At 33.2% G+C, this 26,133-nt stretch carries 31 protein-coding genes; 2 read left to right on the top strand and 29 right to left on the bottom strand.

The window, feature by feature from the left end; all coding sequences use genetic code 11:
* Nucleotides 1-8: 8 nt before the first annotated feature.
* The 16 genes from ACFSTE_RS09465 to ACFSTE_RS09390 all read right to left on the bottom strand — a co-directional run bounded on the left by ACFSTE_RS09465 (nucleotide 9) and on the right by ACFSTE_RS09390 (nucleotide 16,181).
* Entirely contained in the window at nucleotides 9-731 is a 723-nt protein-coding gene (locus ACFSTE_RS09465; RefSeq protein ID WP_378253277.1) for a metallophosphoesterase family protein, read from the bottom strand.
* 69 nt (nucleotides 732-800) lie between these two features.
* Nucleotides 801-1,688 (bottom strand): helix-turn-helix transcriptional regulator, encoded by an 888-nt coding sequence (locus ACFSTE_RS09460; RefSeq protein ID WP_378253275.1) that lies wholly within the window; start codon nucleotides 1,686-1,688, stop codon nucleotides 801-803.
* A gap of 79 nt (nucleotides 1,689-1,767) precedes the next feature.
* On the bottom strand, nucleotides 1,768-2,031 hold the full coding sequence (locus ACFSTE_RS09455; protein WP_176027330.1) for a hypothetical protein: 264 nt from the start codon (nucleotides 2,029-2,031) through the stop codon (nucleotides 1,768-1,770).
* Nucleotides 2,032-2,117: 86 nt separating this feature from the next.
* Nucleotides 2,118-3,491, bottom strand: coding sequence for an IPT/TIG domain-containing protein (locus ACFSTE_RS09450; protein WP_378253273.1), 1,374 nt, complete (start codon nucleotides 3,489-3,491; stop codon nucleotides 2,118-2,120).
* 590 nt (nucleotides 3,492-4,081) lie between these two features.
* A complete protein-coding gene (locus ACFSTE_RS09445) occupies nucleotides 4,082-4,378 on the bottom strand; it encodes a DUF2185 domain-containing protein (RefSeq protein WP_378253271.1) in 297 nt (98 codons plus the stop codon).
* An 18-nt stretch (nucleotides 4,379-4,396) separates the two neighbouring features.
* Nucleotides 4,397-4,552, bottom strand: a complete 156-nt coding sequence (locus ACFSTE_RS09440; protein WP_378253269.1) for a GH-E family nuclease — start codon at nucleotides 4,550-4,552, stop codon at nucleotides 4,397-4,399.
* Nucleotides 4,553-4,605: 53 nt separating this feature from the next.
* Entirely contained in the window at nucleotides 4,606-5,103 is a 498-nt protein-coding gene (locus ACFSTE_RS09435; RefSeq protein WP_378253267.1) for a leucine-rich repeat domain-containing protein, read from the bottom strand.
* On the bottom strand, nucleotides 5,100-5,822 hold the full coding sequence (locus ACFSTE_RS09430) for a hypothetical protein (protein ID WP_378253265.1): 723 nt from the start codon (nucleotides 5,820-5,822) through the stop codon (nucleotides 5,100-5,102). Before ACFSTE_RS09430 ends, ACFSTE_RS09435 begins: the two co-directional genes overlap by 4 nt.
* A gap of 293 nt (nucleotides 5,823-6,115) precedes the next feature.
* The gene (locus tag ACFSTE_RS09425) at nucleotides 6,116-6,748 is read right to left on the bottom strand and encodes a hypothetical protein (protein WP_378253263.1); all 633 of its coding nucleotides are present in this window, start codon (nucleotides 6,746-6,748) and stop codon (nucleotides 6,116-6,118) included.
* Nucleotides 6,748-7,728: an RHS repeat domain-containing protein gene (locus ACFSTE_RS09420; protein ID WP_378253261.1), complete on the bottom strand. Its 981-nt coding sequence runs from the start codon at nucleotides 7,726-7,728 to the stop codon at nucleotides 6,748-6,750. The genes ACFSTE_RS09425 and ACFSTE_RS09420 overlap by 1 nt, the downstream gene beginning before the upstream one ends.
* A 140-nt stretch (nucleotides 7,729-7,868) precedes the next feature.
* Nucleotides 7,869-9,053, bottom strand: coding sequence for a hypothetical protein (locus tag ACFSTE_RS09415; protein ID WP_378253259.1), 1,185 nt, complete (start codon nucleotides 9,051-9,053; stop codon nucleotides 7,869-7,871).
* 7 nt (nucleotides 9,054-9,060) lie between these two features.
* Nucleotides 9,061-10,596 carry a UvrD-helicase domain-containing protein gene (locus ACFSTE_RS09410; protein ID WP_378253257.1) on the bottom strand — a complete coding sequence of 512 codons (1,536 nt, stop codon included), beginning with the start codon at nucleotides 10,594-10,596 and terminating at the stop codon, nucleotides 9,061-9,063.
* Nucleotides 10,586-12,511 carry an ATP-dependent nuclease gene (locus ACFSTE_RS09405; protein WP_378298105.1) on the bottom strand — a complete coding sequence of 642 codons (1,926 nt, stop codon included), beginning with the start codon at nucleotides 12,509-12,511 and terminating at the stop codon, nucleotides 10,586-10,588. Before ACFSTE_RS09405 ends, ACFSTE_RS09410 begins: the two co-directional genes overlap by 11 nt.
* A 152-nt stretch (nucleotides 12,512-12,663) precedes the next feature.
* Nucleotides 12,664-13,569, bottom strand: a complete 906-nt coding sequence (locus tag ACFSTE_RS09400) for a tyrosine-type recombinase/integrase (protein WP_378253253.1) — start codon at nucleotides 13,567-13,569, stop codon at nucleotides 12,664-12,666.
* Entirely contained in the window at nucleotides 13,562-14,509 is a 948-nt protein-coding gene (locus ACFSTE_RS09395) for a tyrosine-type recombinase/integrase (protein WP_378298103.1), read from the bottom strand. Before ACFSTE_RS09395 ends, ACFSTE_RS09400 begins: the two co-directional genes overlap by 8 nt.
* A 145-nt stretch (nucleotides 14,510-14,654) precedes the next feature.
* On the bottom strand, nucleotides 14,655-16,181 hold the full coding sequence (locus ACFSTE_RS09390; RefSeq protein ID WP_378298101.1) for a hypothetical protein: 1,527 nt from the start codon (nucleotides 16,179-16,181) through the stop codon (nucleotides 14,655-14,657).
* Between the two features lie 131 nt (nucleotides 16,182-16,312).
* Between ACFSTE_RS09390 and ACFSTE_RS09385 the strand changes: the two genes are divergently transcribed.
* Nucleotides 16,313-16,699 carry a helix-turn-helix domain-containing protein gene (locus ACFSTE_RS09385; RefSeq protein WP_378298099.1) on the top strand — a complete coding sequence of 129 codons (387 nt, stop codon included), beginning with the start codon at nucleotides 16,313-16,315 and terminating at the stop codon, nucleotides 16,697-16,699.
* Between the two features lie 80 nt (nucleotides 16,700-16,779).
* Here the strand turns inward: ACFSTE_RS09385 and ACFSTE_RS09380 are convergent, their stop codons facing one another.
* Nucleotides 16,780-17,367 (bottom strand): hypothetical protein, encoded by a 588-nt coding sequence (locus ACFSTE_RS09380; RefSeq protein ID WP_378253245.1) that lies wholly within the window; start codon nucleotides 17,365-17,367, stop codon nucleotides 16,780-16,782.
* An 11-nt stretch (nucleotides 17,368-17,378) separates the two neighbouring features.
* Nucleotides 17,379-17,726 carry a hypothetical protein gene (locus ACFSTE_RS09375; protein WP_378298097.1) on the bottom strand — a complete coding sequence of 116 codons (348 nt, stop codon included), beginning with the start codon at nucleotides 17,724-17,726 and terminating at the stop codon, nucleotides 17,379-17,381.
* Nucleotides 17,727-17,889: 163 nt separating this feature from the next.
* Here ACFSTE_RS09375 and ACFSTE_RS09370 point away from each other — a divergent pair, with 163 nt between their 5' ends.
* Complete coding sequence (locus ACFSTE_RS09370; protein ID WP_378253241.1) at nucleotides 17,890-18,138, top strand: helix-turn-helix domain-containing protein; 249 nt, start codon at nucleotides 17,890-17,892, stop codon at nucleotides 18,136-18,138.
* Between the two features lie 305 nt (nucleotides 18,139-18,443).
* On the opposite strand, the gene ACFSTE_RS09365 is transcribed toward ACFSTE_RS09370, so the two are convergent.
* The 11 genes from ACFSTE_RS09365 to ACFSTE_RS09315 form a co-directional block, all read right to left on the bottom strand.
* Nucleotides 18,444-18,896 (bottom strand): DUF4240 domain-containing protein, encoded by a 453-nt coding sequence (locus tag ACFSTE_RS09365; RefSeq protein ID WP_378253239.1) that lies wholly within the window; start codon nucleotides 18,894-18,896, stop codon nucleotides 18,444-18,446.
* Nucleotides 18,897-18,926: 30 nt separating this feature from the next.
* Nucleotides 18,927-19,379: a hypothetical protein gene (locus tag ACFSTE_RS09360; RefSeq protein ID WP_378253237.1), complete on the bottom strand. Its 453-nt coding sequence runs from the start codon at nucleotides 19,377-19,379 to the stop codon at nucleotides 18,927-18,929.
* A 10-nt stretch (nucleotides 19,380-19,389) separates the two neighbouring features.
* Nucleotides 19,390-19,683, bottom strand: a complete 294-nt coding sequence (locus tag ACFSTE_RS09355; RefSeq protein WP_378253235.1) for a hypothetical protein — start codon at nucleotides 19,681-19,683, stop codon at nucleotides 19,390-19,392.
* 29 nt (nucleotides 19,684-19,712) lie between these two features.
* Nucleotides 19,713-20,282 carry a relaxase/mobilization nuclease domain-containing protein gene (locus tag ACFSTE_RS09350; RefSeq protein ID WP_378253233.1) on the bottom strand — a complete coding sequence of 190 codons (570 nt, stop codon included), beginning with the start codon at nucleotides 20,280-20,282 and terminating at the stop codon, nucleotides 19,713-19,715.
* Nucleotides 20,279-20,716, bottom strand: coding sequence for a hypothetical protein (locus ACFSTE_RS09345; RefSeq protein WP_378253231.1), 438 nt, complete (start codon nucleotides 20,714-20,716; stop codon nucleotides 20,279-20,281). Before ACFSTE_RS09345 ends, ACFSTE_RS09350 begins: the two co-directional genes overlap by 4 nt.
* A gap of 20 nt (nucleotides 20,717-20,736) precedes the next feature.
* Entirely contained in the window at nucleotides 20,737-21,483 is a 747-nt protein-coding gene (locus ACFSTE_RS09340) for a hypothetical protein (protein WP_378253229.1), read from the bottom strand.
* An 81-nt stretch (nucleotides 21,484-21,564) separates the two neighbouring features.
* On the bottom strand, nucleotides 21,565-21,924 hold the full coding sequence (locus ACFSTE_RS09335) for a DUF2958 domain-containing protein (protein WP_378253227.1): 360 nt from the start codon (nucleotides 21,922-21,924) through the stop codon (nucleotides 21,565-21,567).
* A gap of 3 nt (nucleotides 21,925-21,927) precedes the next feature.
* Nucleotides 21,928-23,343 (bottom strand): type IV secretory system conjugative DNA transfer family protein, encoded by a 1,416-nt coding sequence (locus ACFSTE_RS09330; protein WP_378253226.1) that lies wholly within the window; start codon nucleotides 23,341-23,343, stop codon nucleotides 21,928-21,930.
* Between the two features lie 185 nt (nucleotides 23,344-23,528).
* On the bottom strand, nucleotides 23,529-24,236 hold the full coding sequence (locus ACFSTE_RS09325) for a hypothetical protein (protein WP_378253222.1): 708 nt from the start codon (nucleotides 24,234-24,236) through the stop codon (nucleotides 23,529-23,531).
* A 19-nt stretch (nucleotides 24,237-24,255) separates the two neighbouring features.
* Nucleotides 24,256-25,350, bottom strand: a complete 1,095-nt coding sequence (locus tag ACFSTE_RS09320; protein WP_378253220.1) for a hypothetical protein — start codon at nucleotides 25,348-25,350, stop codon at nucleotides 24,256-24,258.
* 67 nt (nucleotides 25,351-25,417) lie between these two features.
* Complete coding sequence (locus ACFSTE_RS09315; RefSeq protein ID WP_378253218.1) at nucleotides 25,418-25,897, bottom strand: hypothetical protein; 480 nt, start codon at nucleotides 25,895-25,897, stop codon at nucleotides 25,418-25,420.
* Nucleotides 25,898-26,133: the final 236 nt, after the last annotated feature.

Raw genomic sequence — 26,133 nt, 5'->3', positions numbered from 1 at the left:
ATTGTTTTTTAGTCTGCATAATGGAATAATGTAACGGTTGATGAGATTTTCCCTTCTTCTATATAAATCATTCGATAACCACTAACTGTTGTATCTACTGTTATCGCATCAGGATTTGTTTTTATCTGATATGCTATAGCAGGAGTTATATATTGAGTTATATTTTTGTACTGCCTGCAATCGTCCATATGATAATGACCACAAAAGATTGTAACCTGAGATGTTGTTTTGGTCAATATTGCTACTACTGCTTCTCTATTCTGAAGGTGCCCTATTTTATCTACCGCTCCTTCTAATCCCAAAACGGGATGGTGCATAAAAATAACAACAGGAAGCGAGGTCAACAGCTCATTCGCTAACCAATGTAATTGTTCGTCATCTATTACAGATGCTGACGAGTCGAGATAGATAGTTTTATAGGTATTGTTTTGAGTGCTCGTATATATCTTCTCTGAGGTAGGTACAATTCCTCTGGTATAATATGATGCAACGGCTACATATTGATCGTGATTCCCTGGAGTAAGAAAAAAAGACGTTCCCTCTAGCCGGCTAAAAAAACAAGGCAATGCTGTATTTTCTCCTATATCTCCGGTACAAACAATCCGGGAGCATTTCTTTTTTTCGATATCTTCCAGGATATTATATAGTCGTTTCCTCGGGACTTTCTGTTTCTTAAACGGAAAAGCTTCATCCAAATGGGGGTCTGTAATATGAGCTATTAATTCGATCATGTAGCACTGATTTTATACTTCCAAAAATAGATAAGAAGTTCCAGATCGATTTGTAATATCTTGCGGATTTCAGTTTTGTTTCCTGAATTGCGAAGGGGTATACCCTGTATGTTTTTTGAAAGTATTAGAAAAGTACGCTACGGTATCAAAACCACAGTCGACAGCTATCTCCATAACAGCTGCTGCAGAATTCTGCAGCTGATATCTGGCTTTTTCTAACCGAATTGCAGTCAGGTAACTCTGAGGTGTCTTGCCATAAATTTCTGTAAACAGTCGGTGCAGGTAATACTTACTCATCCCGATATCCTTGCTCAGCCGCTCAAGCGACAATTGTTCCTTATAATGATCGTGTAGATACTCTCTGGCTCCTATTGCTAGTTTATACAATTCTTTTTTGGTATCGTGTTTTACTATTTTCAACTTACCAAACTTTCTTTGGAGCGCCATTTGTTCTTGCACAATGAGTTCTGAAGTTCTGATAAACAGGGCTTCCTTTTCTTGTTTAAAAACATCAGGTTGTTCTCTATAGAGTTGTGCAGCCCTGGTCAGCAAAAAGGCAATATGACTGTTGTTATTTTCCTGAGGAACTTCCAGAAACTGTAGGGGAAGTTCTGTATTGGTATGATATCCATAAATCTCATCAATCAACCGGGGAGCTAAAAAAAGTGATAATCCTTTGGTTCCTTTTTTTGCTTCAGTAGTAATCTTATTACCGGCATTCAGAAGAAGGTATTGATTTTTTGACACCTTTATACGCTGCTGATTATAGTAATATTGTTTCTCCCCTTCTATTACATACTTTAATGTATACGTCGTCTGATAGGATATGGAAATATCCCGGGAATGATCAGCGTACAGCATCTTATTCTCTAACTGACTCGAAAACGCAGGAGTATTTGTTACTTCTTCTAATTTTATCATACAACTTGCCGAAATTTGCTCCTCTTGATTTATCACTTAAAGATACCTTTTTTATGTGTTCCTGTACCTCTATACCGATTTCATTTTCTTTTCAGCACTCCCACTCCGGATCTCTTTATGATTTATTTTCTCTTGTTTTTAGCTCTTCTTTTATCTTCTTGATTGTATTAAATTGTCCCGGAAGAATTGCTCCACAGGAAAAAACAACAGACAACAACGCTATAAAAGTTGTTTTTTCTTCTTTTACTATCAGCCCGTAAATAGTTATAAGAAGCAAAAAGGTCAGTATACCTACCAGGGCTCCAACAACAATTTTATTTCCTTTTAATGTAGATCGCAATTTCTCTGTAGACTTCTCTTGTAGTTCTTCTTTTTTCATTCGTTTGTTTGTATTCTTTCCTCTTTACGGCAGCCTTTCCCCCTTATGTACAATTATCAAAGGAAGGAGACTTTCTCATTCACGTCTTAATTTTTTATAATCAAGTCCTCATAATGCTTTAACTCTGTTCGGGACACTTCGCCTGTGGCAATATTTATTTTTGTAAAATCATACCCTGGAGTGGTTGTTCCATAGGATTGCAACCCTATCAATTCATGAGTCGCCTTTGCATAAACCATTTTGCCAAAATAATCTGCTCCCAGCGTAGCAATTGTAGTGATCTCAGTACCATCTTCCGGATTCAGCTCTACAATCTTATCGTATGCCACGTACGCATAGAGTTTTCCTTCAGCTGTCATCACTAAATCCTCATAATGTTTTAGTACGATTCGGGACACTTCTCCTGTGGCAATATTTATTTTTGTAAGATCATACCCCGGAGTAGTGGTTCCATAGGACTGTAATCCTATCAATTCATGGGTCGCCTTTGCATAAACCATTTTGCCAAAATAATCTGCTCCCAGCGTAGCAATTGTACCGATCTCAGTACCATCTTCCGGATTGAGTTCTACAATCTTATCGTATGCTACATAGGCATAGAGTTTTCCTTCAGCTGTCATCACTAAATCTTCATAGTGTTTTAGTTCTGTTCGGGACACTTCGCCTGTCGTTATATGTATTCTTGTAAAATCATAACTCGGGGTGACAGCACCATAAGACTGCAATCCTATCAGTTCATCATTGATCGGGGAATAGTTCAATTTCCCCAGATAGTCTGCTCCTACAGTAGCAATCGTCTCAATCTCAGCACCATCTTCCGGATTCAGCTCTACGATTTTATCATATGCCACATAGGCAAAAAGCCGGGTTTTTTCTTTTTGAATTATTTCAATCGCTCCTATTTCTTTAGTCTCTCCATTGTAGGTCAGGGTTACTGTACCACTTTCTGCATTTTCCGGTACTACTACCTGGATAGTATTTTCTGTTATTTCCTGTAGCGCTCCTATTACACTATCCGTAAAAGTAACCGTGTACTTTTCATCTGTCAAGAACCCGCTTCCATGAATTGTCAACAGGTCTCCGGTATTTAGTGATGTTTTAGAAAGGTGTGTCACCTTTGGAAATTCTATAATCACAACAGTCCCGACAACCTCCGTACGATTTTTATAGGTTAGTCTTACTTCTCCTGACTGAGCTTCTTTAGGAACTTGTACTTTTAACACCTCTGATTGGGTTTCTATTAGCTTTCCGATCTTATTTTTTGCAAAGGTAACAGTATAGATTTCCTGATCAGAAAAATGTTCTCCACGGATTGTTATTGTATCTTCTGCTGCCACTTTTTGAGCTATAAGACTTAGGTTCTCCGGGAACTCAGGAGACTGTTCATTGGGGGTAGATTCATCTTCCGAGCAGGATACCACTACACCTAATAACAATAATACTACTAAAATTTTCCTCATATTTTTATTTTCTTAAGGTACGATACTAATATTTAGATAGGTGTCATGACCGGATAAAATGTTACCTGAATGATTCATTTTGATTCTTTATTTTCTCTTATTGTTAATTGACGGTTTCTCATCTATCATTCTTATAAAAGTCCCAACTACAAACCTGAATTCCTATTAAGAAAGAGGAGCAACTTGTTTTTAAACTCCCCCACGTAAGGACATCCAACAGATCCTTCTTAACGGTTTTTAGACCGTTCAGCCCCCTATGGATCGTTTCTAACGGGCTGTTATCATCTGGAAGTCCCTATTATCAAGAAGATAACATCCAACAAGTTATTTTTAAGGGCTAATTGACCGTTTCACGGTCATTCATTCGTCATTACGATTCGTATTTTAACAAAAAGTAGAAGTACAGTACGCTACCCTTATTAAAACTTTTATTGATGCCTTTCTGACAAAACGTAAAATGCAAAAACTGGCGCAATAAAAAAACCAGCTATATCTCTATAACTGGTCTTTATATTTATCTGCTTACTCATATGGAAGTCCGAGTCGCAGACTCGAACTAGCGCATTCTATAACCCAGCGGGGGAGGAATTTCATTCTTCTCCATCCACTATAACCCATTCGTTAGTTTGCAAATCTTTCTCGAAAGAAAAACCATAAGGAGCTAGTAAATTGACTTTTATTTCATTATCAATCTTTATCAACTGATCTGCAGAGACTAATTTAAAATTATCTGGATTGTCAAGATATTCATCATCTTCATTTCCTGAAAAAACTCTCCAACCACTATCTCCTTCATTACTTGGTTCTTCTCTATACATCCAAGTAGGTGGCTCTTTATCTTGCAAAATCCTATTACTTATAAAAATTGCCCCTATATTTAATTCCATCTATTAATATTTTTTAGATTAATTGTCTTTTTCTTCTAATTTATGACTCCTATTAGTTGAAGGAAGCTCTGGTCTATATCTATTAGGGTCATTATACCTCTCCTTCATTTCACCCCAACTTAACTTCCCTTCTTTATACAACTTCCAATCTCTTCTATAAAAACAAACAGCCAACTATTTCTAATTGACTGTTCATTTATCTTGGAAGTCCGAACTGTAAAATCGAATTAATAATTACACGTATACGGAGGGTAATCTCTTATCGATTTTGAATAAAACAACTCGCACTTAGCAGGTAAGCTACATTTCATAAGCTCTATTTCTTTTTCTGACAAATCAGTATCAATTAATAGAACCAGCCTTAAATTTTCCATAAGTTTTAAAGATTTAGGCAAACTTGAAATATAGTTTCCTCTTATATTTAAATTTTTTAACCTTTTTAAATCACTAATACTTTGCGGAATTTTTTTTATTTCATTAAAAGACAAGTTTATAGTTTTCAAATTTTTGAACGATAAAATTTCTTCTGGAAATTCTTTTAATGAATTATTATCTAAATTAATAATAGTAATCTCTTCTTTATTTATATTACCAATATTAGGGAATTTTTTAAGAGACTTATTACTAAGATCTAATTCTCCATTTACTAACCTTGGTTTATAATTGGAACCACATGAGGTTAAACAAATTATTATAAATAGAAATATAATATAGAATTTTGTCATTTTTGGTTATTTATAGAGTATAACGGTTTCTTTTTGTTTCTAGATAATCCTTTATAATGTTTTGCTAAATCAGGGGCTGTATGCCAACTTTCTAAGGCATTAAAATAGTCTTCTAATGTCTTTTTGTTTACATTAAATTGGATTCCAAATTCTTCTGCTGATCGTTGGGATTTCGATTTTGATAAACCTATTCCTGATTCGTTTAAAACAACCCCTGCCAACATTTTAGTCTCGTACTCTATATTAGCAGATGCAGGCATCTCATCTATTTTTCCATTTGCGATAGTACCATAGTACAAAAATAATGCCGCTCCTGAAAACTCTTCTGGTAAAACATTTAAAGCTTCGTCTAATGCATTTATGTTTACTCCTTCTCTCTTCATTTGTTTAAAAGTATCCAAATCTAAAGATATTTTTCCTCCTTTAGCTCCTTCGCTCATATCATATACCATATTTACCTCTGAAATATTACCTTCTTCATCTTCATCTCCCCCTACCATTTTTGGTAATGGTCGGTCGAATAATCCCCAAGACCCACTGGCTTTCCCTACAGTAAAAGTCATTTTAGAAGAATGTAATTCTATAAATTCATTATTAAAAGTTTTGGAGTTTTTACGAAGGGTATAAATGGCATACCCAAGAAGTTCTTTTTCTTTTGCATCCAATCCTTCCGCCCATTCAACTCTCATTCCATCTGGGAAATACTCCTGATGAAACATGGAATGGGGTTCCTATTGATTTTTCAAAATATAACGCTAGCCTTGATGCACATAAAGCCTATAGAAGACAACAAAACAAGAGAAATTCTTGTAAAATAATGTGTAGCTAACGGAAAATAGTTAAAGAAATTAAAAAGTAACCTCTGTTTTTAGAGGTTACTCTTATTTCTTTTTTTCTGAATCTTAAAATTACTATTTTTCAACTAATTACCATTTAAGAGACACTTTGTTTTAAAATAGCTATGTAGATAGCAGAGCAGCGAACTAGCACATACTATAACCTAGCGGGGGGATTAAGAAAATTCTAATTTTACTTCATTATCAAAATAGTCCCTGTAAGCTCTAGAGTTAATCAATATCATTATATTTTTTTTTATATTTAAAATACCTTGTTTTGATTTATTTTCAATAACAGTATTTACTAATTCTCGTGGTACGGAAACTTCTTCTTCTGGCAGGTGTAAATATGAATAAATCAACCCCAATATGTCGCTAGACAAGTCATTACTAACAATCTCTGATAACTGTAATTTAGACACAGCTAACAACTCCTGAAGTTTTAAACTTTGCCATAATTGGCTCCTTTCTTCAAAAAAGGAAAAATCTAAAGAATTCAATATATCTATCACTTTTTCATACTCTTTATTATCAAAATAGTAATAAGCTAAATAGGCTTTAGAAAATAAGTATTCGGGTTTTTGATTTATCGATTTTTTCAAATTATATTCAATTTCCCTATCTCTATTTACACTTTCTAAGGGCATACTATACCATAAATACCCTTTTAGATAATATTTATAAAAATCATCTAATTCATAAGAATCTAAAATTTTTAATATTTGAAGAATTTCAAGCTCTTTTAATTGCTCATTATCTATCAATGATAAGTTAAGAATCATATCATCTAACTCTTTATTCTCTTTCATTACATTTTATGATTTATGCTTTTACCTTTTTCAATTAATCTTTGTCCAGCTGTTTTTAAAGCTTTTATCATATCTGGTAAATGACCTGCGTTCTTATTATTTGCTTGTCTAATCAATTCTTGACCAGCTTTAATAAAAGCTCTCCCATGCTCTCCACTTCTTGCCCCTGTATCAACCGAACCTTTATATTTTTTTACTAATGCACCTCCCATTTTTTCAGCCGCTTTTGCTGCTGAAATTCCTGTTTTCGATGAAGTCCTCCACCATTTCAGTAACTGTTCAGGACTAAATTTGGTAATCAGTTTTCCGCTCCCTCCAACTCCTGGACCAGTAGGTATATTTACGGTGGCAGCATTAATCCCAATACCATTTATTCTACCTGCGGCATTTACAGGATATGTTATTCCATTAATATTAACTGATCTTCCATTTAAAATATTTTCTTGAAATTCAGCACTAAACTTTGAAAAGCCACTTAATTCTCCAATAGCAGGTAATACTTTTTGCCCTCTAGATGCTCCAAGAGTTACTACAGCTTCATTATTTTCTTCAGAATTAGAATCTCCCGAACTAGAACTCCCATTTATTACGACTTCTTCTAATGATCCTCCTTGTCTAGCCCATTGTCCGTCGTTATCTAAAACATAGGAAGCCCCATTAACATCATAGGTGTCTCCTTCTTTATAATCTTTAGCGTCTGGACATTCAGGACACAATCCAGAAGGATCATTATACATTATAGGATCATTCCAAGAGAAGTTGTAAGGTGTAATATCTGATTGAAAAGGGTGGTCTGCTAGTGGATCAATAACATTAAATCTACCAATGGCTGGGTCATACTGTCTCCAATCCATTTCAATAACATTAAGACCTAAGCTTTTATTTTGTTCTTTCCCATTGTATTTCCAGTTGTGAGCCCTTCCATTTACTACGTTGTTGTAACCGCGATGTTCCAGCCCAAAGGGATAACAACTACCCATCTTTTTTGAGGGCTTTTCCGTTTTTTTACGATGTATTACTCGTAAATTTGGTAGTGGTTCAATATGTAGTTTTAGACAGCCCATTCTTACTTTCAAATCTACATAGATGGTACAAATTGACCTAATTTTTGGAAATAAAATTATAGTCCAAAGCCATTAAATTTCTCATCTCTATATAATGAACTTTTAGAGAATTTTGGATTATTGAAGTATCCGTACTCTTTTTGTACTGTCTTAGCCAACTTTATAAATTCATCAGATAATTCAGGAAAATGAAAATACCCAATATCAAAGACACTTTTATTATTTCCATCATTACCTATAGCAATACCAATAAAAGTGTTTACATTAGGGTTTAAGTATTTTGCGACAACACATCTTAATTCTAGTTCTAATTCTTTGTCTTTCCAGTTCTTACTAGATAAAGGCATGAAAATATAAAGATAAGTAGAATCAGGAATGAGTAAAATTCGCGCATTAACTTTACGCTTTATCGCATTATCTAAACTTATACCTAACTCTATTCTGTTTATTCTTGACTCTTGATTAATTAACCTAACTGCTTCTTCATAACTATTTCGTGTTTCATCATTGGTATTATCGTCAATATGATAATCAAAAAGCTGTTTAATCATATAGTCCCAGATAAAACTAGGTTTAATTTGTTCTCTCCAATTTTTGTAATCTTCGGATTTTTCATAGGTAGCCCATAAACCATTGGAACCAGCTATTAGGTTTACAGGATAATCAAATTGTAATCCTGTTTGAATATATAAAGCCAACAAATCGGTTTCTTCAGGTAAAAGCATGTACTTACTTTCCAAAAATTTCTCTTTAGCCTCTAAATATCTAGTGAAGTCTGTTATTGTATCTAATTCACTAATTATAATTGCAGTTGATTTTTCATCAAAAACATGAACAAATCCACGATTATCAAATCCCATTGGTAAAGGAAAATCATATTCACTTCCGAAAGCAATTGCTATTCTATAAATTTTTCTATTCTTCTTAGGTGGTAATTTTACAATTGTTTTCCTGTTTTTCAGCTTTATATTATCTACACTATTCAAATAACGTTCGGCTCCAAAAACTTGGTTTAATGAACTATCTACAGCATTTTTAACCCATCTATTATATCGGATAGTTCTATCTTGATGTTCAGAGACTTTAATGTCTTTTACTGAAAAAATAATTATAGTGTTTTCACAAACGACTAAAAGGTCACAAAGTTCCTTACCCTTTTTACCCAAAGGATTAGGATGGCTCCAGAATGGAAGGAAAGACTCTTCACATAAATTTGCAATATATTGTTCGGATGGAGTCATTTTTTAATTAATCTATAATTAATTCAACATCTAGGCTTTTTAATTTTTCTTTGGTTTCTGGACTTATTTGCTCAAGACATGAAATACATAACAATTGTTTTGCCCGACTAAATGCAACATATCCTAATCTAGGATAGTCAGTCGTTTCATTAGTTCTTTTAGCGTCTCTTGTCTCTTGATTAGTTTCTATCCACAACAAAAGTTCATCTTCTGTTTTAGCTATCACCAAAACAGCTTTTGATTCTAGTCCTTTATAGTTATGAAAATTAGATACAACGACAGAGCTTTCAGTAGAAGACACCGAGCCATGAATTCGTAAGTTTCCAAGCTTAAATGGAACAGTTGTTTTGACTTCTAATCCTAGACTTTCACTAATAAACTTATAGAAAGTATTTTCATTTGTTATTTCACCAGATTTTATAGCCTTTAAGATTCGAATACAATTCTTTCGTAATTCAAAAATTGTAGTATTGTAGCGATTTAAATATTCGGTTTGGTTTAAACTCAAAGCAGATAATAATGTTGCCATTATTTCTCTTATAGGAGAAATATTATTACTTTTTCTCGGAGAAATAATATTGCCATCTAAAGCTCTAACTATTCTTTTAATTACCTCATTTTTTTTCGCCAGTATACATCTGTCATTATGAGTAATTCCTAATTGCTGACAAATTTCAAAAAAGCTTGGGATAATATTAGATACATTTTCAAATTTATCAATAAATTTAACCGATTCAGTACCTGTTTCTTTTTTACAAATTTGCCTGAAAGTATTAGTTCCGTATTCCCTGTTATTGAAGTGATTTAAAAAACTAACAATAGGTTCTGAACATCTAAAATTTGAATCGTTAATTTCGACATCATATGATGTTGTACATGAAGCTTTTAAAATAGGAATATTGGAAAAGTTTTTAATTGATGAATCATAACTCTGAATATACTGTTCTGGATCACCGACACAATATATTTCTGTTGTTTTTTCTTTTCGGATACTATCGATGATATAAAAAATATTATTCCCTGTATCCTGAAACTCATCAACAAACAAATATTGAATCTTATTAGCTACTATTTTTTTTATTTTTTTATTCTCAAAACACTCTTTAGCTAATGATACTGTTTGGTCGTATGTGATATAACCATTTTTATGCATAGAGTCTTTTATCTTTTTCTTTATAAAGTTTGCAGTTTTATAATTATATGTCTTCCCTGTTTCCTTTTTTAATTTTTGAAAAATATCATCTGTTGCACATTGAATAAATAATTTTTCTCCGTTCACTTTTGTGTTGTTAAAACTGGAAAAAGGAATAACAATAAATCTATTCAGAAACGAATGCATTGTTCCAATAAACAAGTTTGGAGGTATTTGTATTCTCTTTGAAAGTCTTTGCTTAATATTATCTGAAGCAGAATTAGTATATGTTATTACAACTATATACTTTGAAGGAGATAATGTTTTTAATTTATCAATAATTTGGTTTACTAACCCATAGGTCTTACCTGCACCAGGTCCAGCAATAACTAACTTTGGTTTATTCATCATTACTTTGACTTCCGTTTAAGAATAATATTCCAGATTTGATGTAATCAGGAACCGTAAATCCTGAATTATTTTCTTCAAGCTCAATCATCAATTGATAAGCAAAATCCGATTTGAAATTCTCTATCAAATCAAAATAATCTTCAATATCAATTTCATTTTCACCTAGCCCCTCACCATATTGTTTACCAGAGATAGGTCGTACTTGTTTTAACACTTTAAGTAAAATATCTTTTCCTAATCCATCTTTATTACTTGCTATGATATCTTTTTCAAAAGTTGATTCATTAGTTATGTGAACAGAAATTTGATCGATGTCAGAATATAAATCTGCCAAATTTTCTGCTCTATCTTCAGCTCTTGTATTTATATCACTGTCTGTTAAAACTAAACACTTTGTGTGATATCCATTTTTTACAATATCTAAAAAGTTCTTGAATGCTAAGCCATTAATATTAACAACACAACAACTTGATTTTTCAATAGTATTAGATGTCTCAATTTTAAAGAATGTTGGTAAGAGTAGCTTTTCAGATATTCCTTCAACTAGTATTATCTTCCTCGAATAAAAAAGATTAATGTTTTCAGCATCTAGATATTTTCTTAAATATTTAATTCTTTTTCTATCTTCTGCATTATTTGAAAAACCATCCAATACATAATGGGTACTTAAAGTATTATCATTTTTGTATAACACAACTGTATTATCAAAATCTATTTTAGTTGTTATATGGTTTGAATGTGAAACCAATATCAATTGAATATCTTTTCTGTATGTATTACTTCCTTCTTCTTTTATTAAAAGCTCAATATTTTGAGCTAAGTGATTCTGTAAATTGGCATGTAAGTGAGACTCTGGTTCCTCAATTCCAACAACTCTAAAATAATTACTTTCCATTGAACTAGGGTCTTCTATGTAAGATAGGATAAGAGACATGAAGAGTAAATTGTTTCTTCCTGTTCCATTGTGCTCAATCTTCAATGGATTTTCACCATATATCAAACTTAATTTCTTTAAAATATCCTCTACGTTGGGTAGAGAAAAAATTAAATTAATATTATTTGTAAAATCTTCTGTAGTTAATGAAATCTTATCCAATTGTGTAGAAATCCCCTCTTTAATGCCTTGAATTGCTTCGTTTTCCTTTATTGAATTATGTAATCCAACCAACTGCTTTTTTAAGTCTTGATATTCATTTTCTTCTTTAGCATTCAAAACCCTAAAAAGTAAATTCCCTCTATGGCTTGCAGATAACTCTAACTTGGCATCTCTTAATGCATCTAGCAGTTCAAATTTTAACTGATTTAGATGATACATATTTGCTTGAGTATCGTTTTGATTACCTCCAATAATAGAATAATAATATTTTGATATCGGAAAATTGATTAAATCTAAAATTTCCTTCTCTGGTAACTCTGAAAATTTTTCTTCGCCTATATCTATTTTGAATTTATTTATAAACTCTCTTTGAGTTGCAAGTTCAGCTAATCTATCAAATGATGATACAGGAGCATATCTATATGTTAACTCGGCTTCGGTTAATTCTTCATTAACATACCAATCACTTATTACAGATTCCTGATCTTCATCCCAATCAACTAAAGTGGCAGAAATTTCTATTACTGGAAATGTTATTTCTTCTAAAGGCTTTTCATTGTCAATGATGTCTCTTTTGTACTGGAGGATGACATCATAATTAAAATCAGAAACTTCAAGATTTCTCTTCTTATAAATGGATATATCTTGACTAAAGATTAATCCTAAAGAATTTAAAAGGTTAGATTTACCGATATTATTCTCACCAACAATTAAAGTCAATGGTTTTAGTTTAATATTAAAATCTTTAAAGTTTCGGTAATTTTTGATTTTTAGGTTAGATATATACATAGAAATTATTTTAAAAGATATTTTATTCAAAGCCTATCTTATAAAACAATTTTACCACATCAAGACGTCAGCATATTAGAGCAATTATTTGTAAAACTTTAGACAGTGAATTTTAGCAAATTCAAAGTTAGCAAATAGCTCATAAACAGCAATGTGAGTTTCCGTAAAATATATTACAATCTCTAATTTATCGGATGCAAACTCTCAATAACCTCCTGCAAGTTTTCAAGGTCATCCTGAACGTAACGTTCGGTAGAAGAAATATAACGATGCCCTGCCATGTATTGTACTTCCCTAATGTTGTATTGAGATAGCCAATAGGTAATTACGGAAGCTCTGATTTGTTTTGGAGAAACCACCTTGTGATTGATGCGTTTTAGTCTTTTGTAGATGTGTGTAGTAATGATGTCAAACCTATCAGAATTAAGCGGAAACAAAGCCTGTGAGTAGTTTTCTATCTCCTCTTGGGTGATTTCCCTATGTTTCTCTAAATACTGCACCAGTGGGAGTATTTGCCATGATTTAAGTTCTAGTGTTCGTCCATTGGTTTTTCGTGTACCTGGTATATAAACCACTCCTTTTTCAACATGAATGTGGTCTACTTTTAGGGATTTCAATGCAGTGGCATTCATTCCTTGATAGACAATAAAACCAGTGATGACCTTGTTGCGAATAGCAACCGATGGACTGCTTGGAAATTCAATATTGTGTGTTGGGTAGCTATAGTACAAATCTTCCAATTCTGCGAACTCTAACAAGTTATGATTGAGTGTTCGTTTAACACCTCGAATATTTACATTCTCTATTGGATTATCAAAACGTAACTCTTGATCTACTAAATAATTGAAATAGATTTTTAATGCTCCAACTTTATGCTTAACCGTAGATTGTGAGACTCGCTTCCCTTTTCTGACTTCTTGAAGCTTTTTAACGTACTCCAGACATTTTTTGTAGTCGATACTCTCTGGATGATAATCTTTCTTTTCGCACCAAGTGATAAATTTAGATTTAGTATCATCATAGCTTTTGATGGTTGTTTTGGAATAAGCTTCCCTTTTCAGGTAATCAGTAAACGAAATATTAGTCATATACTTTTTGTTTGTGAGCATAAGGATCTGCTAGATGAGTATAGATTTGTGTTGACTCTAGCGAAGCGTGTCCAAGAAAAGAACTAATCATTTGAATTGGTACTTTGTTTTGCATTAGGTGTGTTGCAATACTATGACGGAGCGTGTGCATAGTTATATTCTTCTCCTTAATGGTTTCATTTTCTGTGGCATCTACAATAGCTTTTAATCGATGCGCGATGGTTAAGTCATTCATACGCTTTCCGTGAGAGGATAAAAGCAATGCATCGGTTTGATAATCGGTAATAAATTCAGAGCGGTGTTCAAACACATACTCTTCCAGTATTTCTAAATTGTGTTTGTTAATTGGTACAAAACGCTCTTTATAATTCTTACCCTTGCGAACATATATACGTCCTTTCTGAAACAGGATATCTTCAGTGTCCATATGCATCGCTTCATTTCGTCTGAGTCCACAACTGTATAGCAGTACCAATATGGCTCTATCTCTAGCTTGAAAATATGGCGTCATGTGAGCAAACTGACACGCATCGAACAATTCTTTGATTTCAATTTGGGTAAGGATTGTTTTTTGGTCTTGGTAATTGATGCGTTCTTGTTTGAGGTGTACGCCAAATTTGATATTGGCATTATGTTCTTTTAAGTAGGTCAAGAATTTCTTTAAAGCTTGCTGATGTTTGTTTAAAAAGGACTTGCTCAAAGAACCACCACGTCTTTGGTTGCCACGTTGTGATAGATACTTGTAATAGTCTTTAATGATTTGCGTGGTGATTGTAGAAATATCAGAATACCCTTTGGACTCTAAATAATAGAAGAACTCACGCAGGTGGTTTGGTAAGTTGTAAACCGTAGATGGCGCATATCCTAACACTTTTAGCCAATCTTTATACGATGCTAAAAGCGTTATATACGTGTCGCTATTAAGTGATAATTTTTTCATTTTTTATTTACCTTCCTTTTATATTTCATTTTTTGTGGCGAGCTATTCGCAATGCTTTGATTTTATTGTTATTACCCTCGCCACTTTTTAAGTGGCGAACCTGTGGCGAGGTGGCGGTGGCAAATCCCAACTGCTAAGCATAACATCAGCTCGTTTTTATCAATTTATCTAAACAAATACCAAGTGCTTTGTTTATGCTATTTTCCAATTCTCCAAACTCATCCTGCTCTATAATTTCATATACAAAAGAATCGCTTTGGATATCCTTTCGTCTTTTGATATATCCTTCTGATTCGAGCTTCAATTGATACCTACGCATGGTGCTTTCCGCCATTCTAAATTCCTTACGCATCTCCCTGTTCGTAAAAATGGTATCTCCTTTCTTTTTTAAATAGATTTTTAGCCTTTCAAAATAATTGCGTGTTGCTCCATTCAAATTATCAGACTTACGCAGTAGAATTGGTTTCAATAGTTCATTAGCATATTTGATATCTTCTATTGTTGTTTCAATATACTCCTCTCCAGTATGTATATCATATTGCTTGTGTCGCTGACACTGATGATAGAAGGTAATAGCTTCAATGAATTGCAAATAATGAGCATTGGTACGTCTTGGTTTGAATACCGATTTTGGCAGTACCAAATGTTCTGCATATGGATTTATTACTCGTACAGGTTTTAGTAATCGCTGTACATTTTGGAGTAATTCTTCCGCCCACAGCTCATCTTCAATATTTACCTTACCTGCCGATACTTTACGTTGGTAATCCATAATACGTTCATCTTGCTCTTCGCTTTCATCAATGTAGAGAAGAAAAGAACGATTAGAATTATCTTCATAGATACTTTCTTTGGTAGTACACCCTCCAACCGACACAGGTCCCTCAACAACTAAGTTCTTGGTTTTTCCTTGTCCGCCAATTCCCTTTTGTACTACAGATTTTGTAATACGCTTTTTGGTTTGAAGTTCCCTTAGTGGATACAACACATCATCTGCACCATCCAAATCTTCAATCAGAACCAGTTTATGTTTCAATTCATCTTTCTTGAAATAGTAAAATGAATTACTAGAAAGTGAAGTAAGACTCAGTCTGTCTTCTTGTGGTATAAGTTCTGCAACACTAGACTGTAAATGTGTTTTCCCTGAACCACTAGAACCAAAAGAAATACAGTGCAATGGATTTTCCATTTTTCTACTGGTAAAAATAAGATACATCAACAATCTATTATTCTCTTCTCCAATAACACCAGATTTTCCAATGTACTTGTTCGTCTTTTCTAAGAGGTTTTCAGACTTAAGAAAATCCATAGCAGAACGCCTCTCTTTTTTGGAGAGGAGATATTCTTCTGCTTCTTCGTTTTCTACTTGGTCTAATACTTCTAATCTGAAATGTTCCAATTTAGAAATAAGTTCTTGTAAAGCTCGTCTAATTATAGAAGTACCGATTTCTAAAAATTCAGCCAACTTGCGTACAAACTTTTCGACACCATTGGCATTGTATAAATCTATGTTATGTCGCAAGGCATGAAATTCATCATCTAACCTATTGACCTTTAAGGTCACTCTCAATCTATCTAATCCAAAGGTGGATAAACCACCGAGAACATGAAATTCCAAAGTGTCTGTTGCGAAAATAAAGTGGTTTGGGTTTGATGTATTTAATTGACTCATATCTATTGAAAACAAATTACACAATAATTATTTTCAAATATAAACAAATATGATTATTTAATAAAATAATATTTGTGTTATTTGCTGTTATTGATTATTTGACCTACATTTGGAATTAAATAATGAGTAATATGGAAGCAACACAAGCACTATTATTAGAGAACATTAAACGTATTCGTAAGGAAAAAGGACTGACACAGAAGGATGTAGCAGAAGGATCTGATATGTTGGTGCCTACCTATTCACGCCTAGAGCGTGGTGGCTCTAATCCTTCCTTAGCTTCAATGGTACGTATTGCTAAAGCCCTTGGTGTTCCTGTAGTCGAACTCCTTTCTACCTCAGAAATTAAAGACCGAAATGTTGCTCAGAAATTGGAAATGATTGGAAACTTGTCGGAGTATAACAAGTCTGTAATTAATATAATGTTGGATTCGATTATCGAAAAAGACCGTATTGAAAAGTTACAGGAAGTAAAAAAGAACTCACGACTAGCGGAACTCGAAGCTATTCGTAAATAGTTCTAAACTGAATATATAAAAATAGAAGAAGCATCTTTCAAGATGCTTCTTCTATTTTTTTGTTCTATTAAATAACTCTCTTACAAATCAAACTCATGCGTAAAATGAAAATCAATTTGAGTCCCTAAATATCTTTCTTGTGAAGGAATATATGAATCTACAGTACTTAAGTAAATAATACTTTTGAATCTCGAAAAATCATCTAGTGAAGAACCAAATGAATCACTAAATATAATTTCGTTTGTACCTACATCTTTATCATATAACTTAAATGGAATATTGTTATAATAGGCCTTGTTTTTATCCAACACTAAAGGAGGGTTGAAAACTACTTCGATTGATGCCGAATTCATGATTACTTCATCATTAAGATAATTATACGTTAAAGGTGACTTTGTATTTTGATACACTTCACTAGTATGTGTTCCTGAAGCAGTTCCTATTTCAAAGAAAATATCTGCTTCTTTATTATCTCCTACTTCATTTGAATCCCATCCAGTAATTGTTCCCTTGAATTGCTTAATTATAATTTTATCCAAAGTTACCTTTGTTAAGGTCTCTAAACTTTTTTCTTTTGGAGTTCCATCTTCATCGTCACTGCTACTACATGAAATGGTTATGGTTGCAACAAGAATGAAGCTAAACACAGTAAATAACTTCTGTTTCATACTTTCACTATTTATTTTTTATACCTAATAACTGTTCCTGATACACTCGCAAAATCCTCTGTAAGATTTATGATAGCATGTCCTCCAACAGAAGCTGCTTTTTCTTTTAATCTTTTGTTTATAGTTTCTCCTGAGTGTTTTATAGCTCCTAACTTGGAAAACTTATCAGTGCTTACTTTTGCAATTTCAACATAATCTTTGGTTGGTTTTTGAGAAGAAAAAACATCTATATCATTGACGTTTGTTTCCTCATACTTTTCGTTACTTAAACGTACTATTTGTGAAGATTTACATGATTGTAGATTTGAAGCTCCTACAATTAGAGCTAACATAAGTAGAACTTTTGTTAAATTTTTCATTGATAATTGATTATTTATTGCCCCTTGGCTCTATAGGAGCGTTAATGTTGAGCCATTTACCCTTCAAATATAGATATAAATTCAAAAACACGACAATTTTGTCGTGTAAAATATTAACAAATACGCATACTTTTCTGATTGAACCTCATAGAGAGGTAAAATCATGGAACAAACAGAGATAGATACATACATAAGAAAGGTAGGAGATAGGATTAAGTCCCTTAGAAAAGAACAAGGGATGACCCAGCTAGATTTAGCTACGTCTTCTGATATTGATGTAAGACAGATACAACGTCTTGAAAATGGACATACTTCGGCAACGTTAAAAACTCTCCTTAAGGTTACAAATGGTTTAAACATTGGTATTTTAGATTTTTTTGATTTTCTAAAAAATGAAAATATAAAAGCATAACCTTAATGTCTCTTAAGAAAAAAATGTCCTCATCTGCTTTTACCATGTAAGCATTTGAGGACATTTTATATCTGTCCAAAGTCGTTCTACCATTAAACTTTTTGGACAGATGACTAGCGATAACTTAAGTCGAAAACCTTTTAAGACATCGCTAGGCAAGATTGCCTTTATTCTGAATACACTTCATAAAGGCTATCTTGCCTAGGGACACCCTAGGTACCCGTAACAAAAAAAGAAGACAGGAGCAACCATGCATCCTGTCTTGTTCTTTTGTAAAAAGTAGTATTATAAATTCTTTCCTATTTCTAGCGCATTTCTTTATAGCTACACAAAACCATATCCCAATCTTTATCCAAACCTACCTTTTCATAAAATGAAGCCGAAGCAATTAAACTAAAACCTTCATAATAATATGTTCTTAATCTTTCAGGATTGTTAGCTAACATGGCTATTAACATTCCATTTTGATTTTTTGCTTGAGTGTAAATGTTTTTACCTGAAGCTATAATCCCATTGCAAAAGCGATTAAAGACTTCACGTGAAGTGTAATAACCTAAATCCATAGCCACCTTAATCACCTCAAAATTATCTAAAGCTTTCCGTAATTCAAGTAAACGCAAGTGAAAACCAACAATGGTTTGAACTTCTTCCTTTTTTAGATGATTAATAAGAAAAGAATCATATTCAATTATATTTTCAAGAGAGCTATTGGTTAATGTAGTAGCTATGAGTTTCCAAAATTTATTTTCATTTATCATTATTATAAGTTTGGACTCATTATATCATGCTCAATAATCTAATTCTTCCTCTTTACTCTTGCTATCTCTTTGCAATTCCTGTAATCGTTTGGATTCTGTTTTCTTAATAGTAGCCTTTAAATCTTGGTCACGATCCTGCGTTTTTTGTTTTGATAATTCTAAAATTCGTTTTCTTGATTGCTTGAGCATTTGCATTCTTGTTGTATGTAACATGGATAATTCTTTGAGTAAATCTTCTTTACTTTGGATATGATTAAAATTGCTGATATTTAATACTTCATTTTTGGAAGTATAGGGATTGTAACAAACCAATTTTCCCTTTTCTAATTTGTATCCTGTAAAGGATTGTATAATCCCAGCAATAACAATATGTTTGTGGTTTTTAATAACATCCGCATTTTTGAAGAAGTTATCAATATTTGAATACCCATAATTTTGTGCTAGGTAAAATTTAATATTCTTTGTTGAAATTCTAGGTCTCATAATTTTACGTTTAATATTCTTGTTCTAAATCTTGCTGTTTGTTACCTAACTGAGTAAGTCGTCTCAATTGCTTCTTTTGTTGTGATTTCTCTAGTGTTAAAAGAGCAATACGTCCCTTAGAGTACCCGAGTGTTTTTAATCGGTACTTTCTGTTGTTTCCAATAATACCAGGTTCTTTTCCTCTGAAATACAGTTTCAATCCCCTGTCCTTAATCATTGTATAAAACTGTTCTACAGAATTGGCTTTACTGTAGAGTTCAGATAAAACCATCTCTAGCTGTTGTTTTTCACTTTGTTTCCCCATGAGATTAAGTTGATATTCTGCATCGGTTATTAGGGTTTTATCTTTTTTTTTACATGTTGCACACTACTGTATTTCAGGTCTAATTCCTGCTCTTGCCAACGTTCCATATACTGTTTTATCTCTGAAAACTGTTTTTTCGTATGATAGTTAGTAATACCTGTTCCTACATGGACGTGTGAACCAACCATATGGATATGGTAGTGGTCAGTATCATGATGGGAAACCGCAGTAACCACAGATTTTGGATAGCGTTGTTTAATGAATTCTTTGGCTACTTTAAGTAGTTCCTGTTCACTAAGCACATCCTTTTTATGAAAACTGATAATAGAGTGGTGGAATTTAGTCTCGTTATCTCTTTTATGAATACGCCCTTTATCATTCTGAATATATTTAGCTAACATATTTTGCAATCGTTCTTCTTTAACAATGGAGAATGCCTGTGCATCCTCCATTACTAATGATAATTCTTTAGCATACTTTCGATCACTTCGTATATACCTAGTATGTACAAAACCATGCATAGCTTCTTTGGATAAAACGTAGCGTAAGACTCTTTCCAAATTTGTATAATCCTTGATTGATTTTTCTTTGATAATCATGTGCCTTTCAATTGAATAATCTGGGTTTCTAAAGTCTCCATTTTTTCTAAGAACACTTCTAATATGTATGAATCAGAATGCTCTGTTAAGGTTTCAAACGCATCAATAATTTCTAGTTGAGATGCATGGATTTTTCCTAATAACCTAGTGTCAGATATTCCTTGATTCTTTAAAACTGAATAGATGCATTGATACAAAAATGCAGATACACTCAGTTCTCCTCGCTCTTTATGAATCAGCAACATCTTTTGATAATTAAAACCAAGAGTAAATTCCTTGATCCGTTCTCTTCTTTGCTTTTGATATGCCTCTAAATACAGCTTTCGATATTGCTTTTTAGCGTCTTTTATTTGTTGTATTGTGGGATTTTCAATAGCCCCAAAAACAATATCTAAATATTCATGTAATGAAGTGTATGGAAAATCTGTACTCATCGTAAAAAGTTTCGAGTGGATTATAATTCTTGTGTTTCATCTTGCTCATAACCTCTTTTCTTGGCTTGGTCTTTTGTCAGCTTTTTTATTTGTGTAATTCTATCTACAGTAGTTTCTCGAATTAATTGCTCTGTATTTCTTTTTACACTTCGAATATCTCTGATGTGAGAGAACAAATCTTTGTGTTGAAAGTTAGGATATTGACTATACCGTAACCTCATATCTTGTTCTTGAGGAAATGTGAAAAATATACCCTTAGCGTCTTCTTTAAGTGGCATGAACCCAGTGAAATTCCTATAGATATCATAGATAATTTCCCTTTGCTTTTCTTCTTTACATTCCCATAGTTCTTTTTCAGAATTGAGCTTGTAGGTTTCTAGCAAAAAAGACATGATATTTACCCTTGAAATATCAAGTGTCTCTTTAGGTTTTGAAAATAGTTTATCTGGCAATTGTAAAGTATTTGCCTGACTCTTATTCTCTTTTCGCTTTTGATACGCATCATTTAAATATTGTATAGCAGAGTATAAATCAGGAAGACGGTTTATCTTTTCTAACTCTACCGTCTCAGTAGCAAATAAAATTCCATCAATATCAGTAACAAAAAACTTGTTGTCATGGTCATAATCGTAGTTAGCAAATTCCTTTATTATTGATAAAACTGTTTCTTGTCCGTTTTTACTTTCTTGAAGATTATTCAAATTAATATCAGAATAATGTGTTCTTAAATGTTTAATGAATTTTAAAAAGTCTTTAAATGATTCCATAATCTTTTGAGTTTTACCTGTGGTTTATTTAATGATTTTATTATCAATCCGATTTTTTAAATAGATGCTGAAAACATGTACTCATCGTTCCCTTTCTTGCTCTTCTTTATTCTTTGGTAGCTCAGATAAACGGTCTTTATTCTTTTTCGGGAATAGCTCATCAAAAGTTTGCTCCTTACAGTAAAGATCTCTTTCAATCCTTAACCCTAATGGACGCTTTATCGACTCTAATTCATCTATAGAAAAACTTCCCCATTCGTCATTTGCAAATCCTGTAACATAGCCATGACATATCTTAGTTTCTTTATCATATTCCGTAGCGTACCAAGTTCCGCTACCTACTGGATCAAAAAATTTTGCAATTATAATTGGATTTTCTATGTCAGATTGATCTCCCACTTCGGCAAATCGCGCTTCTAATTCTGGTGTAATGAGTTTCATAGGCTATTGATTTTTTACTGTTGAATAAGGTGTTAAATCGATGTATTGAATTGTATAATCCGCCACATCTTGCATTTTATTATCAACCTCCATTGCTAATCGTTTACGGAGTTTCCTTTGCTTATACGCTGGAGTCACTTTGAGTTTAAGTGGCTTTTGTCCATTAGGAAGCACAATAATCTCATTATCGAGTTCACGTATTTCAGAGGCATATAACAGCGGTCGCTGTTTCTTTTGCCCATTGTCTTTATCGGTATAGGTATAGTTTCCTAAAAGCTTTTCTAGTTCAAGAGCCTTTTTGTCCTGTCCTCCGTAGTAGACTTTAACAAAACAGTTCTGAAGAATATTATCTTTTAACTCTTTATATGGGCTAAGTAATGATTCATCTTGCAGAATGATGCACTGAGGAATCTTGAATTTTCTACTATTGGAAATGGTATTACTATAATCAGGTAACCCATTAATCAAGCTAGAAAACTCATCCAGCACCATCATAATATCCAAATCTTCTTTTGACGGTAATTTGGAAAAGGCGAAACGATAAAAACTTTGAAAGACCAGTGCTACCATAGGCGCATAGAATTTTGCATCACTCACAGGAGATTGAATAAAGAGTACATGAGGTGTAGCCCTAAAATCTTCAAATGAAATATTGGTAATTGATGTAATATCCGCCAATGTCGGATTATCACCTAACCATGATAATGCGGAAATTGCTGTAGCTGTAATAGACTTGAGTGTTTTCTCAGAGTTCCCTGCTAACGCTTTAAACTTTGTCCATACATCATCAGAAGCTTTTTCCGCTAGTAATTTCTCAATAACCTTTGGTGTTCCTTGATAGGTTAAAATCAATTTATAAACATTCCCTAAATTAGCATGAATGCGTGGTTCTGATTCCAGTACATATTGAATAAAAAGCGTAATACAATCTTCTCCTGATAAACTAAAAAAATCATTATCCTTAGAAGCATTCCCCATGAGCGTTTTGGCTATTTTTCGCATGGCTGAAACATCCCCTTTACAACTATCAAGTGGGTTCAGATAGACACCACTTTTCTTGGTTAGATTCATTACCAGTGGTGTAATCCCAATATTTTGAAGGTATGGAATAGTGGTAGCCAATTCTCCTGAATTGTCATTGACCACCATTGAGGATTCAGAGTTTAATATCGTTGAAAAAATATGAACCTGCGTTTTTCCTTTTCCACTTCCTGCAACCACACAAAAATTGCGTCGTGAGGTTTCTAAATCCAAAAAGCGTTTGCCATCTACGCACCATCCTTTGTTTCTTTTAGAGATAAGTTTGTTAGGATTTCCAAACTCCGCATTAACGCTGTGGTCTTTATCAAAAAGTGACAGGATACTATCCAGTCCTCCTGATAGACTTTCACTGAATATATCTACAATACTTTTTATCATTACTGAGTGTTTTAAAAAGGTTATTTCAAAAATTTATCAAGTAGCTTACTACAGAATCCTGCTAGGGTTTCCAAGATTTTGGCTGTAGCATACAACCCTAACAGTAAGAGTTTCCAAATAGCCTTGAGGATGTACCCAAGGCTAGAGAATAGTATATGTCCTTTATGCTTTCCCATTACTAGTAACTATTGAAGTTTTGTAATAAAGGCAATGGAAATCCCAAGTTCTTTAAAGACAATGGTGTATAGCTTTTTCATTTTGGAAAAAGCGATGTCTTCTTTCATAGTTTGAGGTTGATAGACCACAATCACTGTAATATTCTTGTTTCCCTTTTTAATACCTTCTGCCTTGCTTAAAAAACGTTCTGCTACCTTTTGACTATTATGTTCTAATAACATAAGGTCATCGTATTTATGAATGGAAAACCAACTAGGGTTGTTTTCCTGTAAATCGGAATAGAGATATAGTGTAGCGGTACTGTTTGGAATAGCTTGTAAGGATATAATCTCATCTACAAGTGGCGTCCAAATAGCCGAATAGCGGTGTGCTTCTGAATACGTATTCTTCTTTAGGGCTTCAGAAACATCTTGCTTAAACTGCTTTACTTTGGCTTTACGTTCAATGTCATTGGCAAAAAGTGCATTTTCAGACATGAGCTTATACGAAACACGCTTGTTATGGATTAAGCTACTAATACTTCCATAACGAAACGCTACTGCCTGCCACCTATCTTTATCTAAATGGAATTGAGGAAGTATGGTACTCGTATATGGTGTTACTAAAAAATCTGCTTCCGTAACATCTTCTAATACGGAAATAATGGTCTGTTTTTTGTCTGCGGTGCAGGCTGATAACATCAGCCCAAGCGCCAAAGTATATAGGTACTTTTTCATTGTAGTTTGTTTTAAATGGTTATATATCTAAGCCTTTGTAAAAAGATGGTAGTTGTGGAATATCATCTTCAAAGAATTTTGGAGTCTTGCCATCACTTCTATGAATTAGGTTTGTACTATAGAAGGTCTTTTGCGACTCTTCAAAGAATTTTTGAACCAATTCTTGAATATCGTGCGCGTAGATTTGGATTTGTCTGCGCGCCAATTCAGATTCAGCTTGCGTTTTGCGTACTTTTTGAATCTGTTCTTTAAGTGCTTTGATTTCCGCTTCTAACTGTTGGAGAGCTTCTTTGGTTAGTTTGTATTGATCGAGTATTTTCTTTTCGTGTTTTTTTAAACCATTGAAGTAGACTACAAGGGATGCTGTAATAGCAAAAAACATATTGAGTGCAGTGAAATAAATAGGATGCACACCAGAACCAAACTCATCGTTTTCTGAAAAGGATTCGCTTCTAAAGATTCCTAAGACGTAAAACAAAATAAACAACCCACTAAAAATGGCTAGTGTAATAAGGCGTCTTTGCATTGGCGTTTGTCCTTTTGCGATGATTTCAGGTAGATTTTCAGCTAAAAAGAAAATTCCTACACCTATAGCCAAGCCAATACCATATGAAACAATTAGTGAATAACCCATGGATTGGAGTGCAATACTTGTAACAAAAAGATCAATAAAGATTAGAAAAACTAAAAAGAAACGTATCCAGCCATAACGCTTGGCTTTCTTTAAAAGTGAATTGTCACATTTATCAAGTTCACGTTTTTTAATACGATGATCTGTTTCTTTGAGTTCGAGTTCTTTCGAAAACTCTTCCAATTGCTTATCAGCTTCCTCCTTCTCAGAAATAATATGATAGGATTCTATCTCGCTTTGAACTTCTTTTTTAGCTCCCTGCATCATTTTGGCGTAAGCTCCATTAATGACACCTGAATACACATCTTTTGTACACTCAAATTCTGGCTTGTTCATCGCTGCTAAATCCTTTCCTAATGGAATGGCAATGTCATTTTTAATGACTTCATGTTCTTCGGTAAGCTTATTTTCTAAAGCTTCAACCCTATATCTAAAAATGGTAATGTTGCTGTCTACAGCTTTGTTGTTTACTTTGGTTTTCATAATAAACGGGTTAAGAATTAATAAATATGAAAAGGCACTTCCTGAAATAGGAAATGCCAATGAATTGTTAGGCTACAAGTTGTTTTTGTAACCACACAAATTTTTGATTATTTGAATTGTAACTCAACGCATTGTCAACCGTACGTCTTACCTTTGATAATAAATATGGGGTCTCATACTCATCAAAAGAAAGTGTGCTTAAGACAAATCGTACATATGCTCTTGTAAAGTGGTATTCATCATTACAAATTTTTACTCCTTGCTGATAAGCAGTTCTATCCATATCGTCCAACAGACCAGAGGCTAGCTCTAAATGTTCAATAGCATTTTCTTGCTTATAGTAATTAAAGTGATGTCTAGCATTTAGATATTTGAAGTACACCAAACAGTATGGTGTTAGATAATCAGTATTAATTTTTGATAACTTCTCTTCAACCAATTCTGGTTGAAAACTACGTCCATTAATTAATCGGTGGATAGTTTCTAAACGACTTATTTGAGACTTTGGATTGTGTGTCGTCTTTTGGTTTGCATGTAGATTTCTCATCTGTAAGTAGTATTAAAATGAAACTTGATTTTAATGCTACTTCGAGCTTGACTTTTATATCCTTTCTGATACTATTTCAATTAGTTCAATTTGAGAGGTCGGATTCTCATTTTGAATCAGCTGAAACGTCAACCTTTGAAGTGGCGTTGTCGTTAAGGCGACCACCTTGCTTATGCTTGGTGGTTTTTTGCCTTTCGACAATGCAAATGACTTTGGATTAGTTTGGCTGATTTTGG

It is taken from the genome of Aquimarina hainanensis (genome assembly GCF_042684685.1).
GTDB classification, from domain to species: domain Bacteria; phylum Bacteroidota; class Bacteroidia; order Flavobacteriales; family Flavobacteriaceae; genus Aquimarina; species Aquimarina hainanensis.
Note: the sequence above shows the minus strand (reverse complement) of the source record. Positions and strands in the feature narration are given on the sequence as shown.

Bases quoted from the DNA above. Each gene is read 5' to 3' on its own strand.
- ACFSTE_RS09465 (WP_378253277.1), bottom strand. From the start codon at position 731: ATGATCGAATTAATAGCTCATATTACAGACCCCCATTTGGATGAAGCT.
- ACFSTE_RS09455 (WP_176027330.1), bottom strand. From the start codon at position 2,031: ATGAAAAAAGAAGAACTACAAGAGAAGTCTACAGAGAAATTGCGATCT.
- ACFSTE_RS09450 (WP_378253273.1), bottom strand. From the start codon at position 3,491: ATGAGGAAAATTTTAGTAGTATTATTGTTATTAGGTGTAGTGGTATCC.
- ACFSTE_RS09445 (WP_378253271.1), bottom strand. From the start codon at position 4,378: ATGGAATTAAATATAGGGGCAATTTTTATAAGTAATAGGATTTTGCAA.
- ACFSTE_RS09435 (WP_378253267.1), bottom strand. From the start codon at position 5,103: ATGACAAAATTCTATATTATATTTCTATTTATAATAATTTGTTTAACC.
- ACFSTE_RS09430 (WP_378253265.1), bottom strand. From the start codon at position 5,822: ATGTTTCATCAGGAGTATTTCCCAGATGGAATGAGAGTTGAATGGGCG.
- ACFSTE_RS09425 (WP_378253263.1), bottom strand. From the start codon at position 6,748: ATGAAAGAGAATAAAGAGTTAGATGATATGATTCTTAACTTATCATTG.
- ACFSTE_RS09420 (WP_378253261.1), bottom strand. From the start codon at position 7,728: ATGGGTAGTTGTTATCCCTTTGGGCTGGAACATCGCGGTTACAACAAC.
- ACFSTE_RS09415 (WP_378253259.1), bottom strand. From the start codon at position 9,053: ATGACTCCATCCGAACAATATATTGCAAATTTATGTGAAGAGTCTTTC.
- ACFSTE_RS09410 (WP_378253257.1), bottom strand. From the start codon at position 10,596: ATGATGAATAAACCAAAGTTAGTTATTGCTGGACCTGGTGCAGGTAAG.
- ACFSTE_RS09400 (WP_378253253.1), bottom strand. From the start codon at position 13,569: ATGACTAATATTTCGTTTACTGATTACCTGAAAAGGGAAGCTTATTCC.
- ACFSTE_RS09395 (WP_378298103.1), bottom strand. From the start codon at position 14,509: ATGAAAAAATTATCACTTAATAGCGACACGTATATAACGCTTTTAGCA.
- ACFSTE_RS09390 (WP_378298101.1), bottom strand. From the start codon at position 16,181: ATGAGTCAATTAAATACATCAAACCCAAACCACTTTATTTTCGCAACA.
- ACFSTE_RS09385 (WP_378298099.1), top strand. From the start codon at position 16,313: ATGGAAGCAACACAAGCACTATTATTAGAGAACATTAAACGTATTCGT.
- ACFSTE_RS09380 (WP_378253245.1), bottom strand. From the start codon at position 17,367: ATGAAACAGAAGTTATTTACTGTGTTTAGCTTCATTCTTGTTGCAACC.
- ACFSTE_RS09375 (WP_378298097.1), bottom strand. From the start codon at position 17,726: ATGAAAAATTTAACAAAAGTTCTACTTATGTTAGCTCTAATTGTAGGA.
- ACFSTE_RS09370 (WP_378253241.1), top strand. From the start codon at position 17,890: ATGGAACAAACAGAGATAGATACATACATAAGAAAGGTAGGAGATAGG.
- ACFSTE_RS09365 (WP_378253239.1), bottom strand. From the start codon at position 18,896: ATGATAAATGAAAATAAATTTTGGAAACTCATAGCTACTACATTAACC.
- ACFSTE_RS09360 (WP_378253237.1), bottom strand. From the start codon at position 19,379: ATGAGACCTAGAATTTCAACAAAGAATATTAAATTTTACCTAGCACAA.
- ACFSTE_RS09355 (WP_378253235.1), bottom strand. From the start codon at position 19,683: ATGGGGAAACAAAGTGAAAAACAACAGCTAGAGATGGTTTTATCTGAA.
- ACFSTE_RS09350 (WP_378253233.1), bottom strand. From the start codon at position 20,282: ATGATTATCAAAGAAAAATCAATCAAGGATTATACAAATTTGGAAAGA.
- ACFSTE_RS09345 (WP_378253231.1), bottom strand. From the start codon at position 20,716: ATGAGTACAGATTTTCCATACACTTCATTACATGAATATTTAGATATT.
- ACFSTE_RS09340 (WP_378253229.1), bottom strand. From the start codon at position 21,483: ATGGAATCATTTAAAGACTTTTTAAAATTCATTAAACATTTAAGAACA.
- ACFSTE_RS09335 (WP_378253227.1), bottom strand. From the start codon at position 21,924: ATGAAACTCATTACACCAGAATTAGAAGCGCGATTTGCCGAAGTGGGA.
- ACFSTE_RS09330 (WP_378253226.1), bottom strand. From the start codon at position 23,343: ATGATAAAAAGTATTGTAGATATATTCAGTGAAAGTCTATCAGGAGGA.
- ACFSTE_RS09325 (WP_378253222.1), bottom strand. From the start codon at position 24,236: ATGAAAAAGTACCTATATACTTTGGCGCTTGGGCTGATGTTATCAGCC.
- ACFSTE_RS09320 (WP_378253220.1), bottom strand. From the start codon at position 25,350: ATGAAAACCAAAGTAAACAACAAAGCTGTAGACAGCAACATTACCATT.
- ACFSTE_RS09315 (WP_378253218.1), bottom strand. From the start codon at position 25,897: ATGAGAAATCTACATGCAAACCAAAAGACGACACACAATCCAAAGTCT.